Consider the following 23,503-nt stretch of genomic DNA (forward strand, 5'->3'; position numbering starts at 1 on the left):
TTGCTAACAATCAGCTGCTAACGCATCAATAGTGCATCACTCCAGTTAGTGGATTTTTTCTTTTTCACCGGCTTTTCAGCAGAACTAGCCTGACTTTCAACGTCAGTTTTTGGCGTTGGTGTGCGTTTAAGCGGTTTATCCATAAATGAAATTAACGTTTTAGTATATTCAGTCTCCGGCTGATTAAAGATCTGATCCCGGCTGCCAGCTTCAACAATCTTGCCATCTTTCATGACAATCACCTGATGGCACATGGAATGAATGACCGCTAAGTCATGACTGATAAACAGATAAGTTAATTTATGTCTGGCTTGTAGTTCTTTTAACAGGTTAAGGACATACACCTGCACAGTGCGATCCAGTGATGAAGTTGGTTCATCTAAAATCAGCACTTGTGGTTTTAAAATCAAAGCTCTGGCAATGGCAATACGCTGACGCTGCCCACCAGAAAACTCGTTAGGATAACGATGACGGGTATCAGGATCGAGCCCCACTTCACGCATCATTTCAATGACTGCCTGAGTTCTCTCATCTTTGGATAATTTAGTGTGAGTTTGCAGCCCTTCGCTAATAATTTGTTCCACTGTAAAGCGTGGATTGAGAGAAGAGAAAGGATCCTGAAAAATAATCTGAATTTGGCTGCGATATGGCAGTAACTTTTTATGACTCAGAGTATGCAGCGGCTGCGCATCAAAGGTAATTTCACCGGTCGATTTTATCAGACGCATAATGGCCAGCGCGGTAGTACTTTTACCCGAACCGGATTCTCCGACAATGCCGACTGTTTCGCCCTGATGAAGAGTGATACTCGCATGATCAACAATACGTTTTTTTTCGGTTGAGAATAGTTTCTTTTTAGCAACAACATCAACACATAAATCATGAATATTCATTAGTACCGCTGAATTTTCAGGCAGTGGTACCGGATCTCCGGTTGGCTCAGAGGCTAACAGTACCTTAGTATAATAATTTTCAGGACGTAAAAATAAACGGTGACGATTGTTTTGCTCAACAATCTGACCTTTATGCATCACTGCAATATTATCCGCTAGTTTTTTTACCAGCCCTAAATTATGGGTGATAAAGAGCAGACTCATATCCAGCTCATTACGCAATTCTTTAAGGAGCTGAACGATTTGAGCTTGTACAGAAACATCGAGTGCTGTGGTTGGCTCATCAGCAATTAATAGTTTTGGATGGGTTAAAATAGCCATCGCGATCATAACTCGCTGGCGCTCACCACCAGATAGCTCATGAGGATAAGCAGAAAGGCGATTTTTAGCGTTTTTAATCCCGACACGCTCTAAGTATGTGATGATTTCACTGCGGGCTGTATTGGCACGCATACCGCGATGCAGCGATAGTACTTCATAAAGCTGCTTTTCAATTGTGTGCAGTGGATTTAGAGACACCATCGGTTCCTGAAAAATCATGCTGATTTTATTACCACGCACCTGACGAAGTGTTTTTTCTGGTGCGTGGAGCAGAGATTGTCCTTCAAATACAATATCACCTGATGGGTAACTAACCTGCTGAGGAGAGAGCAATTTAAGGATTGAGAGGGCAGTAATACTTTTACCAGAACCTGACTCACCCACTAGGGCCAGCGTCTCTTTTTCAAAAATAGAGAAAGAGATGTTATTCACCACCGGTCTGGTTGCTTTACCTTGATTAAAGGCAATACTTAAGTCATTGACTGAGAGTAATGGCGACACGATATTGTCTGTCATGCATAGACTCCTTTGTTGGGATCAAAGGCATCTCTGACCGCTTCACCGATAAAAATGAGCAAGGAAAGTAACGTTGCCACAATTAAGAAAGCACTGATCCCAAGCCATGGAGCTTGTAGATTATTTTTACCTTGTAACAGTAAACGTCCAAGTGATGGTGCATCAAGCGGTAGTCCAAAACCTAAAAAGTCCAGTGTCGTTAGCGTGGTAATTGAGCCACATAAAATAAATGGTAAGAAAGTTAGTGTTGCGACCATAGCATTAGGCATAATATGTTTGAACATGATTTTAATATCATTAATTCCCAGTGCTTTAGCTGCGCGGATATAGTCCAGATTACGTGTTCTTAAAAACTCAGCCCTGACCACTCCAACCAGTGCCATCCAGCCAAACAAAATAGTAATTGCCAGCAGCCACCAGAAATTAGGCTGGATGACGCTGGAGAGGAGAATAATTAAAAACAGTTGTGGCATACCTGCCCAGATCTCAATAAAGCGCTGGCCTAACAGGTCAATCTTGCCACCGTTATAGCCCTGTATAGCGCCTAAGAAAATACCAATCACAGAAGTAAACAGGGTTAACAGGATGGCAAAGAACATGGATATCCTAAATCCATATAAGATATTAGCAAATACGTCAAAACCGCTGTCTGTCGTGCCTAACCAGTGACTGCCTGACGGTGAAGTCGGGAAGGTTGACTGAGTATCATATACTAGAGAGTTGTACGTAGTACGTACTGGTGGCCAGATCATCCAGCCCTGTTGTTCAATATTGTTTTGGACATATGGATCGAGATAATTGGTATTTGTTTCAAATTGCCCACCAAAGGTCGTTTCCGGATAATTATTAAAAACAGGTGAATAGTAGTTATCCTGATATTTAATCAAAATAGGTTTATCGTTAGCGATAAATTCAGAGAATAGGCTGATGATAAACAGGATGGCGAAGATCCAGAGCGACCAGTATCCACGACGATGATGTTTAAAGCGTTGCCAGCGCAGTTGATTAATTGAGAAGTGTTTTTCTTGCATATTAACGCGCCTCAAAATTAATACGTGGATCGATAAACATATAGGCTAAATCACTTAAAATACTAGTAATCAGGCCAATTAAGGTGAAGATATATAAAGTGCCAAACATCACTGGATAATCCCGCTGAATCACCGCTTCATAACCCAGTAATCCAAGCCCGTTGAGCGAGAAGATAATCTCTACCAGTAAAGATCCGGTAAAAAACATTCCGATAAATACTACCGGGAAGTTAGAGACAATAATTAGCGTAGCATTGCGGAAAACGTGTTTATACAACACTTGGCGTTCACTGAGTCCTTTAGCTCTGGCGGTAACTACATATTGCTTTCTGATCTCATCTAAAAACGAGTTTTTAGTCAGCATAGTGAGTGAAGCAAAGCCACCAATAACCATTGCAACTGTTGGCAGACAAATATGCCAGAAGTAATCTTTAATTTTACCCAGTGTATCAAGCTGGTCAAAGTTAGCAGATATTAACCCTTTGAGTGGGAAGATATCCCAATAACTACCGCCGGCAAACAGAATAATTAATAAAATGGCCAGCAGAAAAGAGGGGATAGCATAACCGATGATGATCAGCACACTGCTCCATAAATCAAATTTAGAACCATCGCGTACTGCTTTACGAATGCCTAGGGGAATTGAGATCATATAAATGATTAACGTACTCCAAAGCCCCAGCGATAAAGAAACAGGCAGACTTTGCCAGAGAAGTCCGATTACAGAATTATTCTTAAAGAAGCTATTACCAAAATCAAACATTAAGAAGTTTTTGACCGTTTCAAGATAGCGTTCCCAAATCGGTTTATCAAAGCCATATTGTTGTTTTATTTGTTCAATGACCTGCGGATCTAAGCCTCTGGAACCCCGGTACTGGCTTTCATTGTCACTTAGTGAATTAGGCTGGATCGCTTCACTACCCGGAAGTGTGGTCATACCAGCCTGAGGCCCCATCTCAATCATGGCTATGGCTTGATCAACAGGTCCACCGGGAGCAACCTGTACCACAAAAAAGTTGATGGTCAAAATCGCAAACAGCGTTGGAATAATGAGTAATAATCGGCGTATAAAGTAATTTAACATAGTATTATCCTGTTATTGCCGATTAGTCGGGAGTATTTGCACTTTGTCTTTATCATACCACCAGGTATCAAGCCCCATTGCATATTTAGGTTTGATCTCTGGTAAGGAGAATTTATTCCAGTACGCATAGAATGTATAACGAGGATACCACATCGGGATCATGGCATATTCATGTGTTAAAACCCGATCGAGTGCTCGTCCTAAACTGAGCAAATTATCAGCATTATCCTGATTATTCTCGATCGATTGTAGTAATGAGTCAATGGCTTCATTGTGTAAACCTGATGAGTTCCAGCTCGAATTTAAATAATCAGAGCCCCACATGATTTTCAGTGATGATGCGGGATAGGTATAGGCGTAATAGACTGACGGCAGCATATCATAGTCAAGTACACGCATACGGCTGTTAATCTGCGCGTAGTCCACCATACTGATTTTCATGTTAATGCCAAGACGCTGTAAATTCTTTTGAAATGGTTGGACGTATTGTAAGTTGGAACCCATATAGAGCAGGAGTTCAAATTCAAATGGCTCTTTAGTTATGGCGTTTACTCGTTGCTGATTTTCAATAATCCAGCCTGCTTCTTTTAACAGCTGATCAGCTTTAAGCAGGTTGTCCCGATTAAATCCGGAACCATCACTTGGTGGTAACTGAAAAGCCTCGCCAAAGGCGGCCGGAGGAATAACCTCTTTAAATGGCGTTAACCATTGCAGTTCTTCCTCTGTTGGTAAACCACTGGCAGCATACTCGGTATTTTCAAAATAACTTTGTGGTTGCTTGTAAGTATCATAATAGAATGCACGATTGAGCCAGTTGAAATCAAAAGCCAGGGTGAGTGCCTCCCGCACTTTTCTATCAGAAAAGATCGGACGATTGATATTAAAGGCTAACCAGCGGGCATTTGGTGCCTCAGTAACGTCCAGCTCAGTTTTGATAATATAGCCCTGATCGAAGTTATCACCCGTATATTGCGTATTCCAGTTTTTTGGCTGGCCTTCGAGTCGAAAATCATAAGCACCTGCTTTAAATGCTTCCAGCGCTACGCTGTCATCCAGATAATAATCATAACGAATCTGGTCAAAGTTATAACGACCGACATTGACCGGTAAATCTTTACCCCAGTAATTAGGATCACGCTGGTAGACTGCATATTGGCCTAATTTATAGTCACTAATATAGTAAGGACCGCTACCAAAAGGGGGAGTCGAAAGGGGCTCATCTAAACGGTGATCCTGCCAGAAATGTTTAGGTAGTATTCGCAGGCTGCTAAGAAAACCAATCAGGCGTTCTCTATTGGGTTCTGGTAGTGTTATTTTAACGGTTAATGGTGCAATAGTTTCTACCGTAACACCTTGCTGATAAGAGCGATATTGTGGGACACCCTCAGTCATAAATTTATCAAAAGAAAATTCAACATCTTCTGCGGTGACCGGACTATTATCATGAAAACGTGCTGCTGGATTGATACTAACTTCTGCCCATGAATAATCAGCAGAATATGTTACAGATTCAGCAAGCAAAGGGTAATAGCTACCTTTTTCATCTTCTGACATAGTAAACAGTGTTTCAAACAGTTCACCAGAGCGACCTTCCGGTGCTCCTCTGCGTGAGAAACGATTGAAGTTATCATAGTTACCAAGTGCAGCAAATTTAATCGTACCACCTTTAGGTGCTTGCGGATTAACATAATCAAAATGGGTAAAATCATCGCTATATTTTGGCTGACCAAGGATAGCAAAATGACGGCCAGTCAGAGGTTGGCCTGGATCGGGTTCTGATAACTCAGTCATATCCTCTTTGTTATGTGCTGAGGCAAGGTTGTCTAATTCTTCCTGTAGCAATTGGTTATAACATAAAGGAGCATCTACTGTTTGTTGACTACCAGTATTGGTCTCTGTGGTAGTTACTGTATTTAAGTCATTGTTATCTTCAGACGTTATTACGTTTTCAGTCTGTTGTTCTTTAGTGTCGTTTTCTGTGAAAAGCTCTTCATAGTGTTCATTTTCTGGCAGAGATAATTCTGTAACAGCAGAGTCGATGATGACATTTTCTTCGGTGTTGATAATATCAACAGGCGGATCGATAGTCTCTGCAAAAACAGAAGAAATGGGTAGTATTAAAATACAGCCGAGACACAGATAATGTTTAATCTGTTTTATCGCGGTGGTCAGGTTATATGTTTGTTTTATCATGAATATCAAGCTGCCTGCTATCCCAGCAATTTAGTTTTAAAGGTTGTTGCTGTAGTTGTTGTAGATATTTTAAATACTGATCGCGGGAAATTTCAATAGCTCCCATAGACTTAGTATGATCATTTAATACCTGACAATCAATGAGTCTGCCACCTCGTGTGGCAAAATATTGGCAAAATGTGATAAGGGCTAATTTAGAAGCGTTGGTTTCACTACTAAACATCGATTCACCACAAAAAACCTGACCTTGTTCGACACCATATAAGCCACCGATTAAGCATTCATTGTGCCAAACTTCGACTGAATGCGCAAAACCTAATTGATGAAGTTTAATATAGGCATCCTGAATGTCCTGAGTGATCCATGTTTCATCCTGACGTTGTTGCGCACATGCCTGAATCACACCGGCAAAATTTTTATTTAAAGTGACAATATAATCCGTTTTGCGGATAAATTTCTTCATGGATTTACTGATATTTACCTGATCTATCCATAAAATCGCACGGGGATTTGGGCTCCACCATAGAATAGGCTCATTTTCTGAATACCAGGGAAAAATACCATATTTATAAGCGAGCAAGAGTCGTTCAGGTCTGAGATCACCACCTACCGCAAGTAAACCTTCCGGATCCTGCAGGGCATTTTTCGGATGAGGGAAAATAAGTTGTTCGGTATCCAGTAGGGCTAACTGTACTTTATTCATTCCGTGATACATACCTTTTACATATTTATCTGTATAAAAATTGCTCATAGCCAGTTCTATAAGCTAAAACATGATAATAATGATTATGATATTAGCATAACGTTAAATATGAGATAAGCAAATATGCTTTTTGACAATGGCTACTAGTATTGCAGTGATAGCTGGCCATTTTCCAGTAAATAGACTTTATCAAACATCTCATGCTGTACTAAGCGGTGAGTAATCATCAAAATGGTTTTATGTTGGTAAACCTCTTTGATCAAAGCAATAATTTGCTGCTCGGTTTGCATATCAAGGCTTTCTGTTGGCTCATCCATCAGAATCAGCGGTGCTTTATGTAAGATTGCACGAGCGATACCAAGCCGACGACGTTCACCACCAGAAAGCGGACGACCACCTTCGCCAAGCCACAGATTTAGTTTATCCTCAGTTTCCAGCAGTTTTTCCAGCCCAACTTGTTGCAGAACAGTAACCAGTTCTTCATCAGTGGCTGAGAAATCACCTATTTGCAGATTCTCTTTTAAGGAGGCACTGAGAATATCAATTTTTTGTGGGACAACAGCCATCATCTGGCGCAGCTGTGGTTCTGTCATATCCTGAATGTTAACACTATTGATAGTGATTTCACCCAGTTTAGGATCCCAGGCACGAGTTAATAACTTAAGCAACGTTGATTTACCACAACCTGTTTTACCAACAAGTGCAACATGCTGACCTGCCGGAATAGTGAGAGAAATATCACTTAAAACTTGTTGTGTATGAGAAGGATAATTAAATGATACACCAGTGATAGCCAGCTCTGCTTGTTCTTGTGAGCAAGATTTACCGGTTTCAGGAAATAATACATCAGGTTTTTGCTCAAACAGATGAGTAATACGTTTAGCTGAAGCGATGACTTGTCCCAGATAAATAAAGGCATTAGGAATAGGAGCTAGAAGCTCAGCACAAGACAGACTGACAAAAATAAACAGAGCAATAAATGGTGGTGTGTGGCCTGGAATACCGTCAGCTGCCAGCCAAATCACCAGTAAAGTTAATAACCCAACAATCAGTAGGATCAGTGCCTGAGCAAAACTGGCTAATGTTGCCTGCTGTTTTTGATGAGCAATCCATTGTTGTTCTGTCTGTTCCAGTTGTGTTCGGAATTTGTTTTGTGCACCAAAGATGGCCAGCTCAGCCTGACCTTGCAGATAATTAACTGTCTGTTCCCGATATTGACTCTTTTGTGTCGTGAGCCTCTCACCCTGAGTTTTACCAGCCTGAAAGAACAGCAACGGAGCACTGAAAATAGTCAACAGTAAAACGATCGTAATAACTGTGGCCAGCGTGAGATTAAATGGACTTAACCCGAAAAATATGACCAAGATAGAGAATAAAGAGATAATAAATGGTGATAATAGTTTTAAGTAAAAGTGATCTAAATTATCAATATCTGCAATAAAACGATTAAGCAGATCTGCTTTTTGGTAATTTTGTAATTTACCCGGCGTGAGAGGAAGAATCTTCTCAAATGCCATAGTCCTCAGGAACGAGAGGATTAAAAAGGTAGTATTATGACTGACCAGTCTCTCTGCATAACGGGCGGCTGTTCTTAAAATTGCTGCTCCACGCACTCCGGCAGCAGGTAACATATAATTAAAAGTATATAGCCCGGCAAAACCAACAAAAGCGGTAGCTGCTAAAAACCAGCCGGATAGAGCGAGCAGGAAAATGCTGGCCAGTAACGTCAGAAGCGCCAGTATCATGCCAAGCAGCATTTGCCAGAAATAGCGTTTATATAATTTTAGGAAAGGTAATAAAGCTCTCATTACACTTCTCCTTTGAGGACTATCAGCTGGTTATTTTGAATTTGCCAGATATGGCTAAACTCATCTAACTTATCTGTCTGATGGGTGATCATTAAGACTGTACGGCTTTTTCCCGCTTGTTGCAGTGAATGTTTAACTTTCTCTGCACTTAATTTATCCAGACTGGCGGTAGGCTCATCAAGTAAAAGCAACGAAGCCGGTTTAAGTAGTGCCCTTGCAACAGCAATACGCTGTGCCTGACCGATTGAGAGTCTGGTAGCATCATCACCAATAACTGTGTCTAAGCCGTCTGGTAGGTCACGGGTAAATTCGTCTACATAGGCTTGTTGTAAGATTTCAGACAAGTGTTGTTCGCTGGTATCTGGCGCTGCCAGTAAAATATTATCCCGAATAGTTTTAGCGGGTAAATTAGGGTTCTGGCCCACCCAGCTTAATTGTTGTCGCCAGTTTTTTTTATCTATTTGATTTAATTCAATATTACTTATCTTCAACGAACCCTGATAAGGTAAGAACCCCAGAAGTACATTAATTAATGAGGTTTTTCCTTCACCACTTTTACCGATAATGGCAACCTGTTGACCCTGTTGTAAAGTAAATGAGAATGGTCCGGCAATGGGCTGATTTGTGTGAGATAAAATAACTAAATCTTTAGCTACAATTTGACTAAATGGTTCAGATAGTGTCTCTAATGATTGCAGTTCTGCTGGCGCAGATGATTCAGATAAAAAGTCATAAATTGAATCAGCAGCTGCCACAGCCTGAGCTTTGGCATGATAATAAGTGCCTAAATCACGCAATGGCTGGAAGAATTCAGGAGCCAGAATAAGTGCAAAGAAGCCAGCAAACAGTGTGACACCCAGTCCATAAGAACCAAAATTCAGTTCGCCCAAATAAGAAAAACCAAAATACACTGCCACGACAGCAATCGAAACTGAAGCAAAAAATTCCAGTACACCGGAAGATAAAAAGGCCATTTTCAGCACTTCCATGGTGCGAGTTCTGAAATTTTCTGAAGCTTCCGTAATTTCTTCTGTCTGCTTTTTGCCCTGATTAAACAGACGAATAGTTTCGATACTGCGTAATCGATCTAAGAAGTGCCCACTTAAACGATTTAAAGCTAGAAAATTACGCTTATTAACGTCAGCTGCGCCCATGCCAACCAAGGCCATAAACAGAGGAATGAGTGGGGCAGTGATAAAGAGAATAACTGCGGCTGCCCAGTTGACTGGTAAAATAGCAACTAAGATAAATAGCGGAATCATTGCCGCCAGACGCATTTGTGGCAGGTAGCGACTATAAAAATCTTGTAGATCTTCTATTTGCTCAATGAGTAAGGTACTCCAGCTGCCGGTTGTTTTTTGGTTAATATAGGCCGGGCCTTGTTGTTCCAGAGTGTTTAGCACCTGTTCACGAATACTACGGCGAATTTTAGCACCAATAAAGAAGTTAATTTGTTCCCGAAGGTAGACAAAAATAACGCGTAGTAGCAGGGTAATTAAAAATCCAAAGAAATAAGGGAGAATATCTGCTCTGCCCGCACCATCCATAATCAGACGTTGCAAGATAGTCGCAAGCAACCAGGCTTGTACAATAATAAGTAAACCGCTGATGACACCTGTTAACACAGAAAGGCGCAAGCTGGTTTTATAAAATCCAGCTTGCTGTTTAAGCCATTTAAAGAGTAATTTCTGCTTAACTTTATCGAGCGACATTACTTAACTTTTAATCCATCCAGATAGAGATCTGCATCAAGTGCAGCCATACAACCAGTTGCAGCAGAAGTGATCGCCTGACGGTAGATATGATCGCTCACATCACCAGCAGCAAATACACCCGGAACACTTGTCGCTGTTGCAAGACCTTGCGTACCTGATTTGACTTTAATATAGCCATTTTGCAGCTCAAGTTGACCTGCAAATAGATCAGTATTTGGTTTATGACCGATAGCGATAAATGCACCCAGTACGTTGATTTCTTCCGTTTGAGTATTGTCTATCGTACTGCGGACACGAACCGCATTAACACCCATCTCATCACCAAGAACTTCGTCTAGCACACGGTTAACGTGCAGAATAATTTTACCTTCCTGAACTTTTTCCATCAGCCGATCAATTAGAATCTTCTCAGCGCGGAACGCATCACGGCGGTGAATAAGGTGTACTTCACTGGCAATATTGGATAGATAAAGCGCTTCTTCAACGGCGGTATTACCACCACCAACGACTGCAACTTTTTGATTGCGATAGAAGAAACCATCACAAGTTGCACAAGCTGAAACGCCGCGCCCTTTAAACGCATCTTCTGATGGTAGTCCTAAATACTGAGCAGAAGCACCCGTAGCGATAATTAAGGCGTCACAGGTATACTCACGACTACCTGATAATTTAAATGGACGACTTGATAGATCAACACTTTCAATATGGTCGATAATGATTTCAGTTTCAAAACGTTCTGCGTGCGCTTTCATCTGTAGCATTAGCTCAGGACCGGTAAGTTCCGGTGAGGCTGCAGGCCAGTTTTCAATTTCTGTGGTGGTGGTTAACTGACCACCTTCCTGAGTACCAGTCACAAGTACCGGATTTAAATTTGCGCGGGCAGCGTAGATTGCTGCGGTATAACCAGCAGGGCCAGAACCCAAAATAAGTAAACGTGCATGTTTAACGGACATATCCATCTCCAATAAAACGAGTTAAATATAATGGGGCTTAGTCTAGCATTATCAGGGATAACAGGATATGTTTTATCAGGCTTTTTTAACGTAATTTTATTAATCATTCCAATAGGCAGATTTATGCACTAAGTCCGATTGGCTTAGTTTACTGTTTGCTGGGGAATTAATTAACTTTACTGACAACACTAATAATTTTAGCAATTGCAGTGAACATCTCCTGACTTTCATGTTGTGTTAAAAAATAACTACGATAAACAGGATTATCGCTACTAATATGATAACCATTTTTGATGGGATCGTACTGTAAACGCTTTACCATGATAGTGTTGTTTAGTTTTATGATAAAAACACCTTGCAAAGCTCCAGTCCATCCTTGCTTGCGGATATTAATCAGTGTGGTTTCACCGTGTTGAAGAGTGGGTGACATATTTTCACCACGGATATAAAAAAGCGCAGGTGTTTCTATATCAAAACTTTGGCTATTTAACTAGGCGGGTGTCAGACTGACATTACCTAAACTGACAGAGGCCTCCAGTGTATAGTCATTATTATCTGAATTGACGACTAATTCTGGTAAGACGATCAAACCATTTTGTGGGTCATATTTTAAATGAAAATCATTGCCAGGATCTGAGTGAGAATTTTTTTCTGTATGAGAGCCTGTAGCAAGCCATGTAACAGAAACATTACCGACACTAGCGATCGACAGTAAATTTTGTAACGTTGGTTCTGAGCCACCGGTTAAATACCTTCTTACTGCACTCTCTGAGAGGTTGCACTTGCGTGCAAAAGAGTTTGTCGAATTATTTCCAATTACCCATTTCAATCGATTAGCAAAGCTTGTCATTTTTATGCTCTTATCATTATTGTATTATTTCTCTACATAAGAATTGCACCACGTACAATTACTTATACAAAGCGTAAACTCATAATTGTAATGGAATATATTATTTTAATTTGTATAAATAATCAATTTACAATTTTATCTTATTAATATTTATTTATATTTACAATAGTAATGGATTTTTAATATTAATTTATCCGATAATACACAAATTTGTAATCGGTTTTTTGTATAAAAAGAATCTTTTTGTGTGGAAGTAATTTAATTTATTTATTCTTATTCGAATAAGGTTATTTTTTTAGCAAGTATAAGTGATTTATTAATAGAAATATTTTTATTGTAAAAGAAATGTGAAAAGAAAAGTACAGTATGGATATTAAATTTTGCGAAAAATACGCTGATTAGTTGCAAAAGAGAGTAAAAGGAAGACATAATTTTATTGAGTTTGAATAAGATTATGTCTGGTCAGAGAGGGTATGTAATTAGATATAAGTGATGATGTCTGATGGAGCAAAACGGTACTTTTTAGGTTGTTGGTTCGCCCGGTAACCAAAAGTTAAACCAAGAGCTATGCCAAATTCGCGAGGATTAAACATCGTAACATGCTCTGTCAGAACTTGTTCTAAAGACTGATATTCAAAGCCACCAATGGCACAGGAATCAATCCCTATATAAGCAGCAGCTGTCATCATATTAGCAGCAGCAATATAACACTGCATCTCTGCCCAGTTTTCTACATTATTATTGTTCGAAAGAGCCTGAGTATAGTAATCAATGAAATACTGGCAGGACTTATCCAATAAGGTATCACTGTTGGCTGGCAGACGACGAGCAAAGGCACTTCTCAAAAAATGGCTATCTAACTGAAACTGACTTGCTTTACGGAAGAGAATAATCATTGCATGTGAACAGGAGGTTAATTGTATCTGATTTCCACAGGCTTTGCGTATTGCGGCTTTTACTTCTTTGTTGGTGACAACTAAAAAGTGCCATGGTTCAAGTCCAAATGACGAGGGAGACAGACGGCCTGCTTCTAAAACTTCCTGAAAGTCCTGAGCGGGAATAGTTCGTTTATCATCAAATAATTTGCAAGCGTGACGGAAATTAAGTGCTTCTGTAAATTTATTCATAGATGTTTCTCCTGCAAAATAATGCGAAGTTTATTTGGATAGTTTATTGTTCCATGGCGCAACTTTAGGTAATAACATCATTCCTGGCAGAGCTAAAATGACACAAAGCCAGAAGAAGTGTGTCCAGCCCAGATGCTCGACCATGACTCCTGTCGTAGAGTTAATGATGGTTCTTGGAATCGAAGCAAAACTGGTAAATAGCGCAAACTGTGTTGCGGTGTAAAGTGGATTAGTCGTTTTAGCAATAAAAGCGACAAAGGCTGCAGTGCCAAGACCAACGCCTAAGGCTTCAAAACTGATGACAACTGCCAGCATAACCTTTTCTTTACTCCCAATCCAAAGGAAAGGCCCTTCCATAGAGAGCCAGACAAAGCCCAAAATGGAGACAACCTGCACGATACCAAATAACCATAATGCGCGGTTAATTCCCAGCTTTATCATAAAGATACCACCCAGCAGCGCACCAATAACACTTGGCCAGAGCGAGGCATTCTTTGCAATCAATCCAATCTCTATTTTGCTAAACCCCATCTGAAGATAAAAAGGTGTAGCAAGGGACGTTGCCATACTATCGCCCAGCTTGTATAAGAAGATAAATGACAGAATCAGTAGGGCTGTTTTCCAGCCATTACGTTGCATAAAATCTGCCAAAGGTTTAATAAAGATATCTTCAATACTACGTGGTCGAGGTTGCTGATTCTGCGGCTCTTTGACCAGTAATGTCATCACGATAGCGGGTGCCATAAACAAGGCTGTAATAATAAAGACAGAGTGCCAGGAGAAGTAATGAGATAAGATCAAAGATAAAGAACCCGGCACTAAACCAGCAATCCGGTAAGCATTAATATGGATACTGTTACCCAGCCCCAGTTCCTGATCGGTTAATAGCTCCCGTCGGAAAGCATCCAGCGCGACGTCCTGCGTGGCAGAAAAAAGGGCGATAGCAAAACAAAGACCAGAGATAAGCCAGATATTTAAATTGGGTGAGAAAAAGCCTAAAGAAGCAATCAAAAAGAATAAACCAACCTGAGTAAGTAGCATCCAGCCCCGGCGGCGGCCAAGACCGAATGGGGAGATATTATCCATCAGTGGTGCCCAGCAGAACTTCCAGACATAGGGAACCTGAGTTAAGGTAAAGGCACCAATGGTTTTAATATTCACACCTTCACTTTCCAGCCACGCAGGTAATAGCTGCAATAGCAAGTAAAGAGGTAAACCAGAAGCAAAGCCAGTAAAAATACAGATCAACATTTTGGTATTTAAGACTGTATTTAATATGCTCTTTGATGTTTGTGGATCCTGCTCCGGATTGTCTTTATGGTCAGTTAGCGGTTTATTCATTGAGTTCTATTGTTTCTTCTATTTTAGCTATCGTTTAACAGTACTTGTTTTATGTCATAATTGTCGCTATAACATACATATCATATATTAAAAAACCATCTGTTGGATAACTTTAAATTACAGCACGAGTAGGGATTGTAAAGATCGTGCAATAGTTGCGCAAGAGCAGGAGAGTGACTATGTAATAATAGTTGAGTTTTTTAGTAGGATTTTATATCTTAACTGTATTGTCTTACCATTTAAAAGGATGTGAATATGAAAATCGCCATGTACAGTAGTAAACACTATGATCGTGAGCAGTTTGAGTGCGCCAATAAAGCGTTTAATTATGAGTTTGAGTTCTTCGACTTTAAGCTCAATAAGACGACGGCAAAAGCAGCAGAGGGAGCAGACGCAGTTTGTATTTTTGTTAATGATGAAGCAGATGCTAAGGTTTTAGCTGAACTGGAAAAAGTAGGGGTAAAAATCTTAGCGTTACGTAACGCCGGTTTTGATAATGTCGATCTGCAAGCGGCTAAAAAACACGGTATTACTGTTGTGCGTGTTCCGGCTTATTCGCCAGAAGCAGTGGCGGAGCACGCGGTTGCTCTGATGATGACACTAAATCGCCATATTCATAAAGCTTATCAACGTACGCGTGATGCGAACTTTTCTTTAGAAGGGTTAACTGGTTTCAATATGCATAATCGTACTGCCGGTATTATTGGTACTGGTAAGATTGGCTTAGCACTCGTGCGTATTTTAAAAGGTTTTGGCATGAAAATCTTAGCCCATGACCCTTATCCAAGTCAGGCAGCTCTTGACCTTGGTGTTGAGTATGTTGATTTAGATACACTTTATGCTAAATCTGATGTGATCTCTTTGCATAGTCCGTTAACTAAAGAAAATTACCATATGTTAAATAAAGAAGCATTTAGCAAAATGAAAGATGGTGTGATGATTATTAACACCAGTCGTGGTGGTTTGCTTGATTCCAGCGCAGCGATTGATGCACTGAAAAAACGTAAAATCGGCGCTTTAGGTATGGACGTGTATGAAAAAGAACGTGATCTATTCTTTGAAGATAACTCAAATGAAGTGATTGAAGATGATATCTTCCGTCGTTTATCAGCATGCCATAACGTTATTTTTACCGGGCATCAGGCTTTTTTAACAGAAGAAGCACTATTAAATATTTCAGAAACCACACTGAATAATATTAAGTTGATTGCTGAAGGCAAACCTTGTCCAAATATTGTTGAAGCTTAATTTATTATTTCTGCCTATAAAAACGCCTGCTTAGTCAGGCGTTTTTTTATGTCAACTCCCTTGTTTTTATAAGGATATCTCATTAATTTTAATCAATTTTACGATCTTAATCATATTTTCTATGGAAATATAAAAATTTTTCAATTTTGTTATTGATAATCATTCTCATTATTAATATCATTAGCAACTCAATTTTACCCTTGCTTAAAATATTTAATATCACTAAGACGTGATTTATATCGATGATAGGAAAAAGATATGATGAGAAGTACTTCTCCTAAGTTAGTCAAATTGCTATTACTACTACCTGTATTATCGCTAAGCCTGCCGGCAATGGCTGATGAAAGCGAGCAAGCCTACACTAAAGGTGATGTGATGGTTGTCACGGCTTCTGCTATTGAGCAGAGTCTTAAAACAGCACCAGCCAGTATCTCGGTTATTACTCGTGAAGATTTAGATAATGATATCGGTAAATCGGCAACCGATTTAGTGGATGTGCTGGAGCGTGTAACAGGTATTTCTAAAGCAATTGGTACCGACGTGAGTTCAGGGGTACAAATTCGTGGTATGCCTGCTGCTTATACCTTAATTCTGGTTAATGGTCGTCGTATGGGATCAAGTAATGGTACCAAAACGACACAACAAAACTATTTTGATGATATTAACTGGATTCCGGTTGATTCTATTGAACGTATCGAAGTTGTGCGTGGTCCGATGTCATCGCTTTATGGTTCTGATGCGATGGGTGGTGTTATCAATATCATCACTAAAAAAGAAACTGATGAATGGCGTGGATCATTTACAGCGGGTGTTCGCGTACCGGAAGAAGATAACCGTGGTAAAACTCAAACCTATACCGGTTCAATTGCAGGGCCTTTGGGTAATGGATTCCATGTGCGTTTAGGAGGTTCATGGAATGAGCGTAAACCAGATACTTCTGAAACCAGTGCACTACGCTGGGGGAGTGGTACTGAAGGTAAGAGACGTTATAACTATGAAGCTGAACTTGGCTGGGATATTAATGATAATCATCAGGTAAGTATCGGAACTACTCAGGGGCAAGAAAAAGGTTTGGAAGGTGAAACTGAAAGTGGTACAGAAATTAATCTTCGTGGTGCGACTTTGGTTAAACGTGAAAGCTACTTTGTAAACTACCAAGGTCTGTTTGACTTTGGTAATGTAAAACTTACAGCATATCAAAATAAATATCGTAATCAGGCCAGTAATATTCCTGAGATTATTGGTGGTGCGTTGACAGGTAATACCTATGAATCCGATCTTTGGAGTAAAGATCAGATTATTGAAGGAAGTATTAGTATTCCATTTGAACTGTTGGTTGAACATGATCTTACCGTTGGTGCCCAGTGGATGAAAGAAGAGCTATATAATCCTCGTTCAATTGGTACGACAGCAAGTTCAGATACTTTTGGTCAACACACTAATGATGCGATAAGTAAATCAATATTTTTTGAAGATCAAATGTATTTACGAGACGATTTAACATTAACTCTTGGTCTGCGTTTTGATGACACTAAATATGGTAATGAAACAACACCAAGAGCGTATTTGGTCTATAACCCAACAGATGAATGGACATTTAAAGGCGGTTATTCAGAAGGTTTTAAAGCGCCAAGCTTACGTCAGTCAAGCCCTGGCTTTATTGAAACCTCAAAGGGGGCTGGCTGTAATGGCTATGCTGACTATACCGGAGGCGGTTGCTATACTGTGAGTAACGCAAATTTAAAAGCTGAACGGTCAGAAAACTGGGAACTTGGTGCAAGTTATGATCACCAAGGTTGGCATGTCGAAGTGACGTTCTTTGACAGTCGCTTTAAAGATAAAATTGCAACCTCACCTGTTGGTTATATTCCAGGAGACCCGACTGGGCGTTACTGGTTAGAGCGTATCAACTTAGATAGTGCAAGAACACAAGGTATTGAAGCACGGCTTGATATTCCATTAATTAGTCAGCCAGTTGGACCAATTCTAAAAAGCCTGACTTTACGTAACAACTTTACTCGTATGATTAAAGCTGAAGATGATCGGGGGGTAATGCTGGTAACAACACCTAAATTTACCTCTTACTCAACACTTGACTGGCAATTAAATGATGCTTTTGGTATGTCATTATCAGCCAAGTATTATAGTAAAATGTTAGGTCTAAATAGTGATGCAGATCAGGCTTCACGTGGTAATACGGCAACGGCACGTATCCGCTCTGGTTACTTTGTTTATGATCTGGCTGCAAATTATAAAGTGACAGAGAATTTAAGATTTAATATCGGTGTAGATAACTTATTTGATAAAGATCCGGTGACAGATACTCCATCAGGTTCTGCAACGACAGGTAATAACTACTATATTCCGGGACGTACATTCTATGCGTCACTGACAGCTTCTTTCTAGCGTTTCATCAATCTTCCTCGCTATTTTGCCGAATCTCTGATGACAGGGATTCGGTTTTTTTGTCATAGATGTATTTTAAATGTTAACTTTAAATTTAAAATTTAGTTTACATTTAAAGTTGTTGTTTCTATAATTCCTGCAAAATATCGACCGTGAAATTGTGTTTATAACAATCGTATTTATAAGAACTAAGAAGAGAAAAATGTCAAAAATAGCTGCTTGCTTTATTTGTGGTACGGATACTGATGTAGGTAAAACGATTGTCTGTTCCGGATTATTAAAAAATCTGCCTGATGCACAAGTGCTTAAGGTAATACAAACAGGTAGGAGGTAGAAAACATGACATCAAATTCAAGACATATCTGGACATATGACGAAGTAGCGCACATTTTTACCCAACCGTTTAATGATTTGTTATTTCAGGCACATACTGTTCACCGGCAATACTTTCAGCCTAATCAGGTGCAAGTGTCGACACTGTTATCAATTAAAACCGGCGCCTGTCCTGAAGACTGTAAATATTGCCCACAATCAGCACATCATAAAACCGGTTTAAAATCAGAAAAAATTCTGGAAGTACATAGGGTGTTAGAAGCAGCTAAGAATGCAGCTAAAGCAGGTTCCACAAGATTTTGTATGGGTGCAGCCTGGAAACACCCCTCTAAAAAAGATATGCCATACATTATTGAGATGATTAAAGGTGTTAAAAGTCTGGGACTGGAAACCTGTATGACGCTGGGGCAATTGGATTTAGAACAAAGTCGGCAACTGGCTGAAGCGGGGCTGGATTATTACAATCATAATCTGGATACATCTGCAGAATTTTATGGGCAAATTATCACCACACGGACTTATGCAGATCGTCTGAATACGATTTCTCACGTCCGGCAGGCAGGAATTAAGGTGTGTTGTGGTGGTATTTTAGGGATGGGAGAGAGCCATCAGGATCGTTTAAAACTTTTAATGCAACTGGCAAATTTACCACAGCATCCGGAAAGTGTGCCTATAAATATGCTGGTTAAAGTGAAAGGCACCCCTTTAGCTGAGACTGAATCAATTGATGATTTTGAGTTTATTCGGGCGATTGCAGTTGCGCGTATCCTGATGCCAAAATCGTATGTACGACTATCAGCCGGACGGGAAAATATGAACGAACAGATGCAGGCACTGGCTTTTTTTGCCGGTGCTAATTCGATTTTCTATGGCGAGAAGCTATTAACGACAACTAACCCTCAAATTGAAAAAGATCAGAATTTACTGAAGAAACTGGGTATCGAGTTTGAAAGAAGAGAAGACTATACCGATGAAGCACATCAAACAGTGATTGCAGAAAGTATTATTCTTAGTGAAAAGAAGAATCCTTGTACGCATTTTTGATTTTTTAACTATTTGATTTTATTGAAGAATAATGGTGGATCGTGAAGGATATCATTCGTATCATCCTGATACTCACCCTTCGGGCGTTGCTTCGCAACATGCAAAATTGTTCCTACAATTTTGTCGAACGAAAGGTTCGAATCTTATTGATTGGTTTTTTAAGTATAGTGTAAATTATTGATTTTATTGAATATAATGGTGGGTCGTGAAGGATTCGAACCTTCGACCAACGGATTAAAAGTCCGCTGCTCTACCGACTGAGCTAACGACCCAAGATATGGTGGGTGATACCGGGATCGAACCAGTGACCCCCTCCTTGTAAGGGAGGTGCTCTCCCAACTGAGCTAATCACCCCAAAATCTTTGGTTACTACATTACACGGTAAGGTTGGTGGGTGATACCGGGATCGAACCAGTGACCCCCTCCTTGTAAGGGAGGTGCTCTCCCAACTGAGCTAATCACCCGTACCGTGTGGATGTGCATTATAGAGTACTCAGCTCCTCAGTCAACTTTTTTTTATGTTTTTACTGAAATTATTAGGCTTTCGTTCTAAATTTAATCAATTACTTTTCGAGCCATTTCACATTATTTTGTTTTTAGGACGGTTTAAGTTCTTTATCTGTACTACTTTTATCACCGGATAAATTTTAATTTTCATCAGGATAAAAGAATGGTGCAATTTTGGCCTAAAGGCAGAATAAAATATCAAATAGGAATTGAAGTGCAGGCTCAGCAGATCACCTTTGCGGTCGCTTCTTACCAGTCTCAGCAACTTATCAAAGTAGAACAACATCATCTTTATACAGATAAAACTTTGATTCAATACGGTGCGATTGACAGTAATGAATCATTAATCCATTTGCTTGCCCAAATTAAGCGGCAAGTTCCGAACCTTGCCTGTTGTTATATTGCGTTACCTGAAGAGCAATTTTTACAGCAGTCATTTAAATTACCGCAGGTCAAACTTTCTGAATATGATACCGAGCGTTTTATTCAGGCTGCATTACCACAGTTATTCCTGATGCCAGCAGAAGAGTTGGCTATTGATTACCCTGTAAATCAGACTGAATTTACTATTACTGCTGCTAAAAAAGAGCAGATTGAACAGTGGCAAACCGTTTTTAAGCGAGCAGGGCTGGCTTTATCTGGCATTGATATTGTTATACCAGAAACAAGTTATGAACAGGCCTATTTACTGGCGACTAGTGTACCCAAAGTGAATTTATTGCCGTGGCGGGAGCAATGCCGGAAACGTAAAGTCAGACAGCTATATATCAGTATCACTTGTTGTGCTTTATTGTGTATTTTGGGTTTGTTATTTACGTATCAGTACTACTCAGGAATAAGGCAAATACTAACTGAGCAGGTAAGGCTGCAAATAGCTGAAAATGATAATTCACAGCAGTTTTTGGTTGCTTTAAAGCAGCTTAATCAAAAAGTCACAGCACAATATCAGCTGCGAGTTAAAAATCAGCAAGGGATGATGATTATTGATTCATTATCAAAATACCTTGATTTAATTCAAATGGTTATTCCGAATGAGATCTGGCTGGATGAACTCATATTTGATACTAAAAATCTGGAACTTTTTGGACAAAGTTTTACTTATCCGGCTATTGTTGAATTTATTCAGAAGTTAGACGAATCCAGTTACGTCAGGCAGGCAATGCTACAGCGTATTCATTATCAGCAGGCATTCTGGCGTTTTCAGACAGAGTTAACCCTTACAGAGTACCTGACGCATGAATAACTTCTCTTTTGAGTTGGAATCTTTATTGAGCAGGCCCGTCTGGCTACAGCAATTATTTATTTTTGGCATCGGCTGTGTGATGAGCCTACTGCTGGGATACTGGGTGATTAATCCCGTTACTACAGAGATTGAAACTGCATCTCAGCAACTTATCAATGAAACCGAAAAAAGCCAGCAATATGCCCGGCTGATTGAACAATATCCACCAATGGCTTTGCTGAACGAACAATGGCAACAGTTACAGGAGCAACAGCTAATCTGGTTAACGGCGAAACAGATAGAAGTCATTTTAACCAGACACATTGAGCATTCATCTTTGACATTACTCTCTTTTCAGCAATATTTTGAACCGGAGCGAACCCACTGGCAGATTAGTTTACAGGGGCGTTATTCAGATTGGTTGGGTTTTCTGGAAGCTGCAATGAATCAAAATACGCCATGGGTTATTGAAACACTAACCATACAAAAATCCGGTGAACAATTGCAATTTTTATTGCGGGTTTATTACGATAAAACAGGCGGTGTAGCAACATGATAAAACCACTTATTTTGATGATGGTCATCATTAGTATTACTGCGCGAGCAACGCTGCGTCTGGATCCTTTTAACCCACCTTATACCATGACTTGCCAGAGTATTACTGAGCAGCTACAACAACAAATGGCTTTGTGGCAATTTTATGGTGTTTTTGGGCCATATAATGAGAACTCGATAGCAGATAATCAGCAAATTTGGTTAAAACATCAGGACGGTCGCTGGCAGTCCTTATCTGCGGAAACCGAGAGTAATCTATTTCTACCATGGCGACTACAGACTTTTACTGACCATCAATTAATCTGGCAAGCCGAATTACCTAAATATTGTTTGGATATACCTACTTTTTTAATGCCGCTGGAAGGGAAATAAATGAAAAAGAAGTTAACCCGTTTATTGCTACTGGGATTATTGAATTTGTGTTTACTGTTTCCTAAATCAGGTTATGCTCAGGACGATTTAGTTTCGTTAAATTTTTATCAAACGGATACTCATATTATTCTGCAGGCACTGGCAGATTTTAAACAACTGAATCTGGTCATTGTTGATCCTGTTCAAAATGTACAAACCATTAATTTAAAAAAGATTCCGTGGTCAACAGCGCTGGATATCGTCCTGAAATTAGCCCGGTTGGAGGCAGAAATAAGAAATAATGTTTTATATATTCAGGCTGAACCTGACAAGCAAACATTACAACAACAGGAAGATAAGCTAAAGCTGGAGTGGCTTTATCAGCAGCCTTTACTATTTTTACCTATTGCACTCAATCACAGTGATCCTCAGCAAATGATGACGATGATTCAACAACAAGGTCTATTGTCTGAACGAGGGAAAGTTTTTATTGATAGTCGTAGTGGCATGTTGATGGTACAGGATATCAAGGAACAATTTGCGACCATTGAATCGTTAATTGAAACATTTGATCAGCCTGCTTCACAAATTCATATTGCTGCACATATTGTCACCATGAGTAGTGAAAGTCTGACTCAGCTTGGGGTGAGGTGGGGATATACTGGTCATTCTTCTCAGCTGGTTAATCAGGCAACTATCGGTATGCCGGTGACAAATCCAACGACATCGGTCGGTTTTACTCTGGCGAAACTAACCGGGGGGCTGCTTAATCTTGAATTATCAGCTCTCGAAGCTGAAAATCAGGTACAAATTGTTGCCAGCCCGAATTTACTCACATCAAACCAACATCCGGCTTCAATTAAGCAAGGCACAGAAATCCCTTATGAAGTTTCTAGTGGTAACAACAGTAATACGACAATTGAATTTAAACAAGCAGTACTGGGTTTAGAAGTCACACCAAGAGTTTTGAGTAATGGCAGATTAGAGCTTAATCTGCAGATTAGCCAAAATACCGTCGGGCAATCGATCAAGCGGAGTGATGGCGGAGAAGCACTGGCAATTGATACTCAGGAAATTAAAACTCAAGTGATTGTAAGTCATGGTGAAACACTGGTTCTGGGAGGTATTTTTCAGCAACTGAACAAACTGGATAATAGTCAGGTGCCAGGACTCAGTCAGGTACCTCTCATTGGAAATTTGTTTAAATATCAGGGTAAACAGCAACAACGGCGGGAGCTGGTAATATTTATCACACCACAAATTATCCAATCGCTCAAATAGCTGATAACGCAGGTGGAATAT

General features: G+C 39.9%; 20 protein-coding genes and 3 tRNA genes. 8 read left to right on the top strand and 15 right to left on the bottom strand.

Annotated elements, in window-relative coordinates; translation table 11 throughout:
• Positions 1 to 17 precede the first annotated feature (17 nt).
• The 12 genes from yejF to IPMB12_RS04130 form a co-directional block, all read right to left on the bottom strand.
• A complete protein-coding gene (gene yejF, locus IPMB12_RS04075; RefSeq protein ID WP_166915209.1) occupies positions 18 to 1,730 on the bottom strand; it encodes a microcin C ABC transporter ATP-binding protein YejF in 1,713 nt (570 codons plus the stop codon).
• Positions 1,727 to 2,761, bottom strand: a complete 1,035-nt coding sequence (locus IPMB12_RS04080; protein WP_166915211.1) for an ABC transporter permease — start codon at positions 2,759 to 2,761, stop codon at positions 1,727 to 1,729. The genes yejF and IPMB12_RS04080 overlap by 4 nt, the downstream gene beginning before the upstream one ends.
• Position 2,762: 1 nt before the next feature.
• Positions 2,763 to 3,845, bottom strand: a complete 1,083-nt coding sequence (locus tag IPMB12_RS04085) for a microcin C ABC transporter permease YejB (RefSeq protein ID WP_166915213.1) — start codon at positions 3,843 to 3,845, stop codon at positions 2,763 to 2,765.
• Between the two features lie 12 nt (positions 3,846 to 3,857).
• On the bottom strand, positions 3,858 to 6,038 hold the full coding sequence (locus tag IPMB12_RS04090) for an extracellular solute-binding protein (protein WP_208293544.1): 2,181 nt from the start codon (positions 6,036 to 6,038) through the stop codon (positions 3,858 to 3,860).
• A complete protein-coding gene (aat, locus tag IPMB12_RS04095) occupies positions 6,019 to 6,789 on the bottom strand; it encodes a leucyl/phenylalanyl-tRNA--protein transferase (RefSeq protein WP_208293545.1) in 771 nt (256 codons plus the stop codon). Before aat ends, IPMB12_RS04090 begins: the two co-directional genes overlap by 20 nt.
• Positions 6,790 to 6,884: 95 nt before the next feature.
• Positions 6,885 to 8,549 (bottom strand): heme ABC transporter ATP-binding protein/permease CydC, encoded by a 1,665-nt coding sequence (gene cydC, locus IPMB12_RS04100; protein WP_166915215.1) that lies wholly within the window; start codon positions 8,547 to 8,549, stop codon positions 6,885 to 6,887.
• The gene (cydD, locus tag IPMB12_RS04105) at positions 8,549 to 10,261 is read right to left on the bottom strand and encodes a heme ABC transporter permease/ATP-binding protein CydD (protein WP_166915217.1); all 1,713 of its coding nucleotides are present in this window, start codon (positions 10,259 to 10,261) and stop codon (positions 8,549 to 8,551) included. The genes cydC and cydD overlap by 1 nt, the downstream gene beginning before the upstream one ends.
• Entirely contained in the window at positions 10,261 to 11,217 is a 957-nt protein-coding gene (trxB, locus tag IPMB12_RS04110; RefSeq protein WP_166915219.1) for a thioredoxin-disulfide reductase, read from the bottom strand. Before trxB ends, cydD begins: the two co-directional genes overlap by 1 nt.
• A 166-nt stretch (positions 11,218 to 11,383) precedes the next feature.
• Entirely contained in the window at positions 11,384 to 11,647 is a 264-nt protein-coding gene (locus tag IPMB12_RS04115) for a S24 family peptidase (protein ID WP_166915221.1), read from the bottom strand.
• Positions 11,648 to 11,707: 60 nt separating this feature from the next.
• Positions 11,708 to 12,067, bottom strand: a complete 360-nt coding sequence (locus IPMB12_RS04120; protein ID WP_166915223.1) for a helix-turn-helix domain-containing protein — start codon at positions 12,065 to 12,067, stop codon at positions 11,708 to 11,710.
• A 479-nt stretch (positions 12,068 to 12,546) separates the two neighbouring features.
• Positions 12,547 to 13,194 (bottom strand): NAD(P)H-dependent oxidoreductase, encoded by a 648-nt coding sequence (locus tag IPMB12_RS04125; protein WP_166915225.1) that lies wholly within the window; start codon positions 13,192 to 13,194, stop codon positions 12,547 to 12,549.
• Positions 13,195 to 13,224: 30 nt separating this feature from the next.
• Positions 13,225 to 14,445: an AmpG family muropeptide MFS transporter gene (locus IPMB12_RS04130; RefSeq protein ID WP_407704070.1), complete on the bottom strand. Its 1,221-nt coding sequence runs from the start codon at positions 14,443 to 14,445 to the stop codon at positions 13,225 to 13,227.
• Positions 14,446 to 14,790: 345 nt separating this feature from the next.
• Here IPMB12_RS04130 and IPMB12_RS04135 point away from each other — a divergent pair, with 345 nt between their 5' ends.
• From IPMB12_RS04135 to bioB, 4 genes are all read left to right on the top strand, one after another.
• Positions 14,791 to 15,783 carry a 2-hydroxyacid dehydrogenase gene (locus IPMB12_RS04135; RefSeq protein WP_166915229.1) on the top strand — a complete coding sequence of 331 codons (993 nt, stop codon included), beginning with the start codon at positions 14,791 to 14,793 and terminating at the stop codon, positions 15,781 to 15,783.
• 258 nt (positions 15,784 to 16,041) lie between these two features.
• A complete protein-coding gene (locus IPMB12_RS04140) occupies positions 16,042 to 18,189 on the top strand; it encodes a TonB-dependent receptor domain-containing protein (protein ID WP_166915231.1) in 2,148 nt (715 codons plus the stop codon).
• Positions 18,190 to 18,391: 202 nt separating this feature from the next.
• Positions 18,392 to 18,523, top strand: coding sequence for an AAA family ATPase (locus tag IPMB12_RS04145; protein ID WP_166915233.1), 132 nt, complete (start codon positions 18,392 to 18,394; stop codon positions 18,521 to 18,523).
• A 5-nt stretch (positions 18,524 to 18,528) separates the two neighbouring features.
• Complete coding sequence (gene bioB, locus IPMB12_RS04150; RefSeq protein WP_166915235.1) at positions 18,529 to 19,566, top strand: biotin synthase BioB; 1,038 nt, start codon at positions 18,529 to 18,531, stop codon at positions 19,564 to 19,566.
• A 196-nt stretch (positions 19,567 to 19,762) separates the two neighbouring features.
• Here the strand turns inward: bioB and IPMB12_RS04155 are convergent.
• The 3 genes from IPMB12_RS04155 to IPMB12_RS04165 form a co-directional block, all read right to left on the bottom strand.
• A tRNA-Lys gene (locus tag IPMB12_RS04155) sits at positions 19,763 to 19,838 on the bottom strand.
• A gap of 6 nt (positions 19,839 to 19,844) precedes the next feature.
• A tRNA-Val gene (locus IPMB12_RS04160) sits at positions 19,845 to 19,920 on the bottom strand.
• A 34-nt stretch (positions 19,921 to 19,954) separates the two neighbouring features.
• Positions 19,955 to 20,030: transfer RNA gene (locus tag IPMB12_RS04165), tRNA-Val, on the bottom strand.
• Between the two features lie 206 nt (positions 20,031 to 20,236).
• On the opposite strand from IPMB12_RS04165, the gene IPMB12_RS04170 reads away from it, so the two are divergent.
• From IPMB12_RS04170 to IPMB12_RS04185, 4 genes are read left to right on the top strand one after another with little or no spacing between them, the layout of a single operon-like run.
• The gene (locus IPMB12_RS04170) at positions 20,237 to 21,316 is read left to right on the top strand and encodes a PilN domain-containing protein (protein WP_166915237.1); all 1,080 of its coding nucleotides are present in this window, start codon (positions 20,237 to 20,239) and stop codon (positions 21,314 to 21,316) included.
• A complete protein-coding gene (locus IPMB12_RS04175; protein ID WP_166915239.1) occupies positions 21,309 to 21,851 on the top strand; it encodes a hypothetical protein in 543 nt (180 codons plus the stop codon). The genes IPMB12_RS04170 and IPMB12_RS04175 overlap by 8 nt, the downstream gene beginning before the upstream one ends.
• Positions 21,848 to 22,222, top strand: coding sequence for a hypothetical protein (locus tag IPMB12_RS04180; protein WP_166915241.1), 375 nt, complete (start codon positions 21,848 to 21,850; stop codon positions 22,220 to 22,222). Before IPMB12_RS04175 ends, IPMB12_RS04180 begins: the two co-directional genes overlap by 4 nt.
• Complete coding sequence (locus IPMB12_RS04185; RefSeq protein WP_166915243.1) at positions 22,223 to 23,482, top strand: secretin N-terminal domain-containing protein; 1,260 nt, start codon at positions 22,223 to 22,225, stop codon at positions 23,480 to 23,482. It begins immediately after the preceding gene.
• Positions 23,483 to 23,503 lie beyond the last annotated feature (21 nt).

This window comes from Zophobihabitans entericus (assembly GCF_011745665.1).
Classification (GTDB): Bacteria; Pseudomonadota; Gammaproteobacteria; order Enterobacterales; family Orbaceae; genus Zophobihabitans; species Zophobihabitans entericus.

What these genes read in the sequence shown, in the direction of transcription:
- yejF (WP_166915209.1), bottom strand. Translation starts at nt 1,730, where the DNA reads ATGACAGACAATATCGTGTCGCCATTACTCTCAGTCAATGACTTAAGT.
- IPMB12_RS04080 (WP_166915211.1), bottom strand. Translation starts at nt 2,761, where the DNA reads ATGCAAGAAAAACACTTCTCAATTAATCAACTGCGCTGGCAACGCTTT.
- IPMB12_RS04085 (WP_166915213.1), bottom strand. Translation starts at nt 3,845, where the DNA reads ATGTTAAATTACTTTATACGCCGATTATTACTCATTATTCCAACGCTG.
- IPMB12_RS04090 (WP_208293544.1), bottom strand. Translation starts at nt 6,038, where the DNA reads ATGATAAAACAAACATATAACCTGACCACCGCGATAAAACAGATTAAA.
- aat (WP_208293545.1), bottom strand. Translation starts at nt 6,789, where the DNA reads ATGAGCAATTTTTATACAGATAAATATGTAAAAGGTATGTATCACGGA.
- cydC (WP_166915215.1), bottom strand. Translation starts at nt 8,549, where the DNA reads ATGAGAGCTTTATTACCTTTCCTAAAATTATATAAACGCTATTTCTGG.
- cydD (WP_166915217.1), bottom strand. Translation starts at nt 10,261, where the DNA reads ATGTCGCTCGATAAAGTTAAGCAGAAATTACTCTTTAAATGGCTTAAA.
- trxB (WP_166915219.1), bottom strand. Translation starts at nt 11,217, where the DNA reads ATGTCCGTTAAACATGCACGTTTACTTATTTTGGGTTCTGGCCCTGCT.
- IPMB12_RS04115 (WP_166915221.1), bottom strand. Translation starts at nt 11,647, where the DNA reads ATGTCACCCACTCTTCAACACGGTGAAACCACACTGATTAATATCCGC.
- IPMB12_RS04120 (WP_166915223.1), bottom strand. Translation starts at nt 12,067, where the DNA reads ATGACAAGCTTTGCTAATCGATTGAAATGGGTAATTGGAAATAATTCG.
- IPMB12_RS04125 (WP_166915225.1), bottom strand. Translation starts at nt 13,194, where the DNA reads ATGAATAAATTTACAGAAGCACTTAATTTCCGTCACGCTTGCAAATTA.
- IPMB12_RS04130 (WP_407704070.1), bottom strand. Translation starts at nt 14,445, where the DNA reads ATGTTGATCTGTATTTTTACTGGCTTTGCTTCTGGTTTACCTCTTTAC.
- IPMB12_RS04135 (WP_166915229.1), top strand. Translation starts at nt 14,791, where the DNA reads ATGAAAATCGCCATGTACAGTAGTAAACACTATGATCGTGAGCAGTTT.
- IPMB12_RS04140 (WP_166915231.1), top strand. Translation starts at nt 16,042, where the DNA reads ATGATGAGAAGTACTTCTCCTAAGTTAGTCAAATTGCTATTACTACTA.
- IPMB12_RS04145 (WP_166915233.1), top strand. Translation starts at nt 18,392, where the DNA reads ATGTCAAAAATAGCTGCTTGCTTTATTTGTGGTACGGATACTGATGTA.
- bioB (WP_166915235.1), top strand. Translation starts at nt 18,529, where the DNA reads ATGACATCAAATTCAAGACATATCTGGACATATGACGAAGTAGCGCAC.
- IPMB12_RS04170 (WP_166915237.1), top strand. Translation starts at nt 20,237, where the DNA reads ATGGTGCAATTTTGGCCTAAAGGCAGAATAAAATATCAAATAGGAATT.
- IPMB12_RS04175 (WP_166915239.1), top strand. Translation starts at nt 21,309, where the DNA reads ATGAATAACTTCTCTTTTGAGTTGGAATCTTTATTGAGCAGGCCCGTC.
- IPMB12_RS04180 (WP_166915241.1), top strand. Translation starts at nt 21,848, where the DNA reads ATGATAAAACCACTTATTTTGATGATGGTCATCATTAGTATTACTGCG.
- IPMB12_RS04185 (WP_166915243.1), top strand. Translation starts at nt 22,223, where the DNA reads ATGAAAAAGAAGTTAACCCGTTTATTGCTACTGGGATTATTGAATTTG.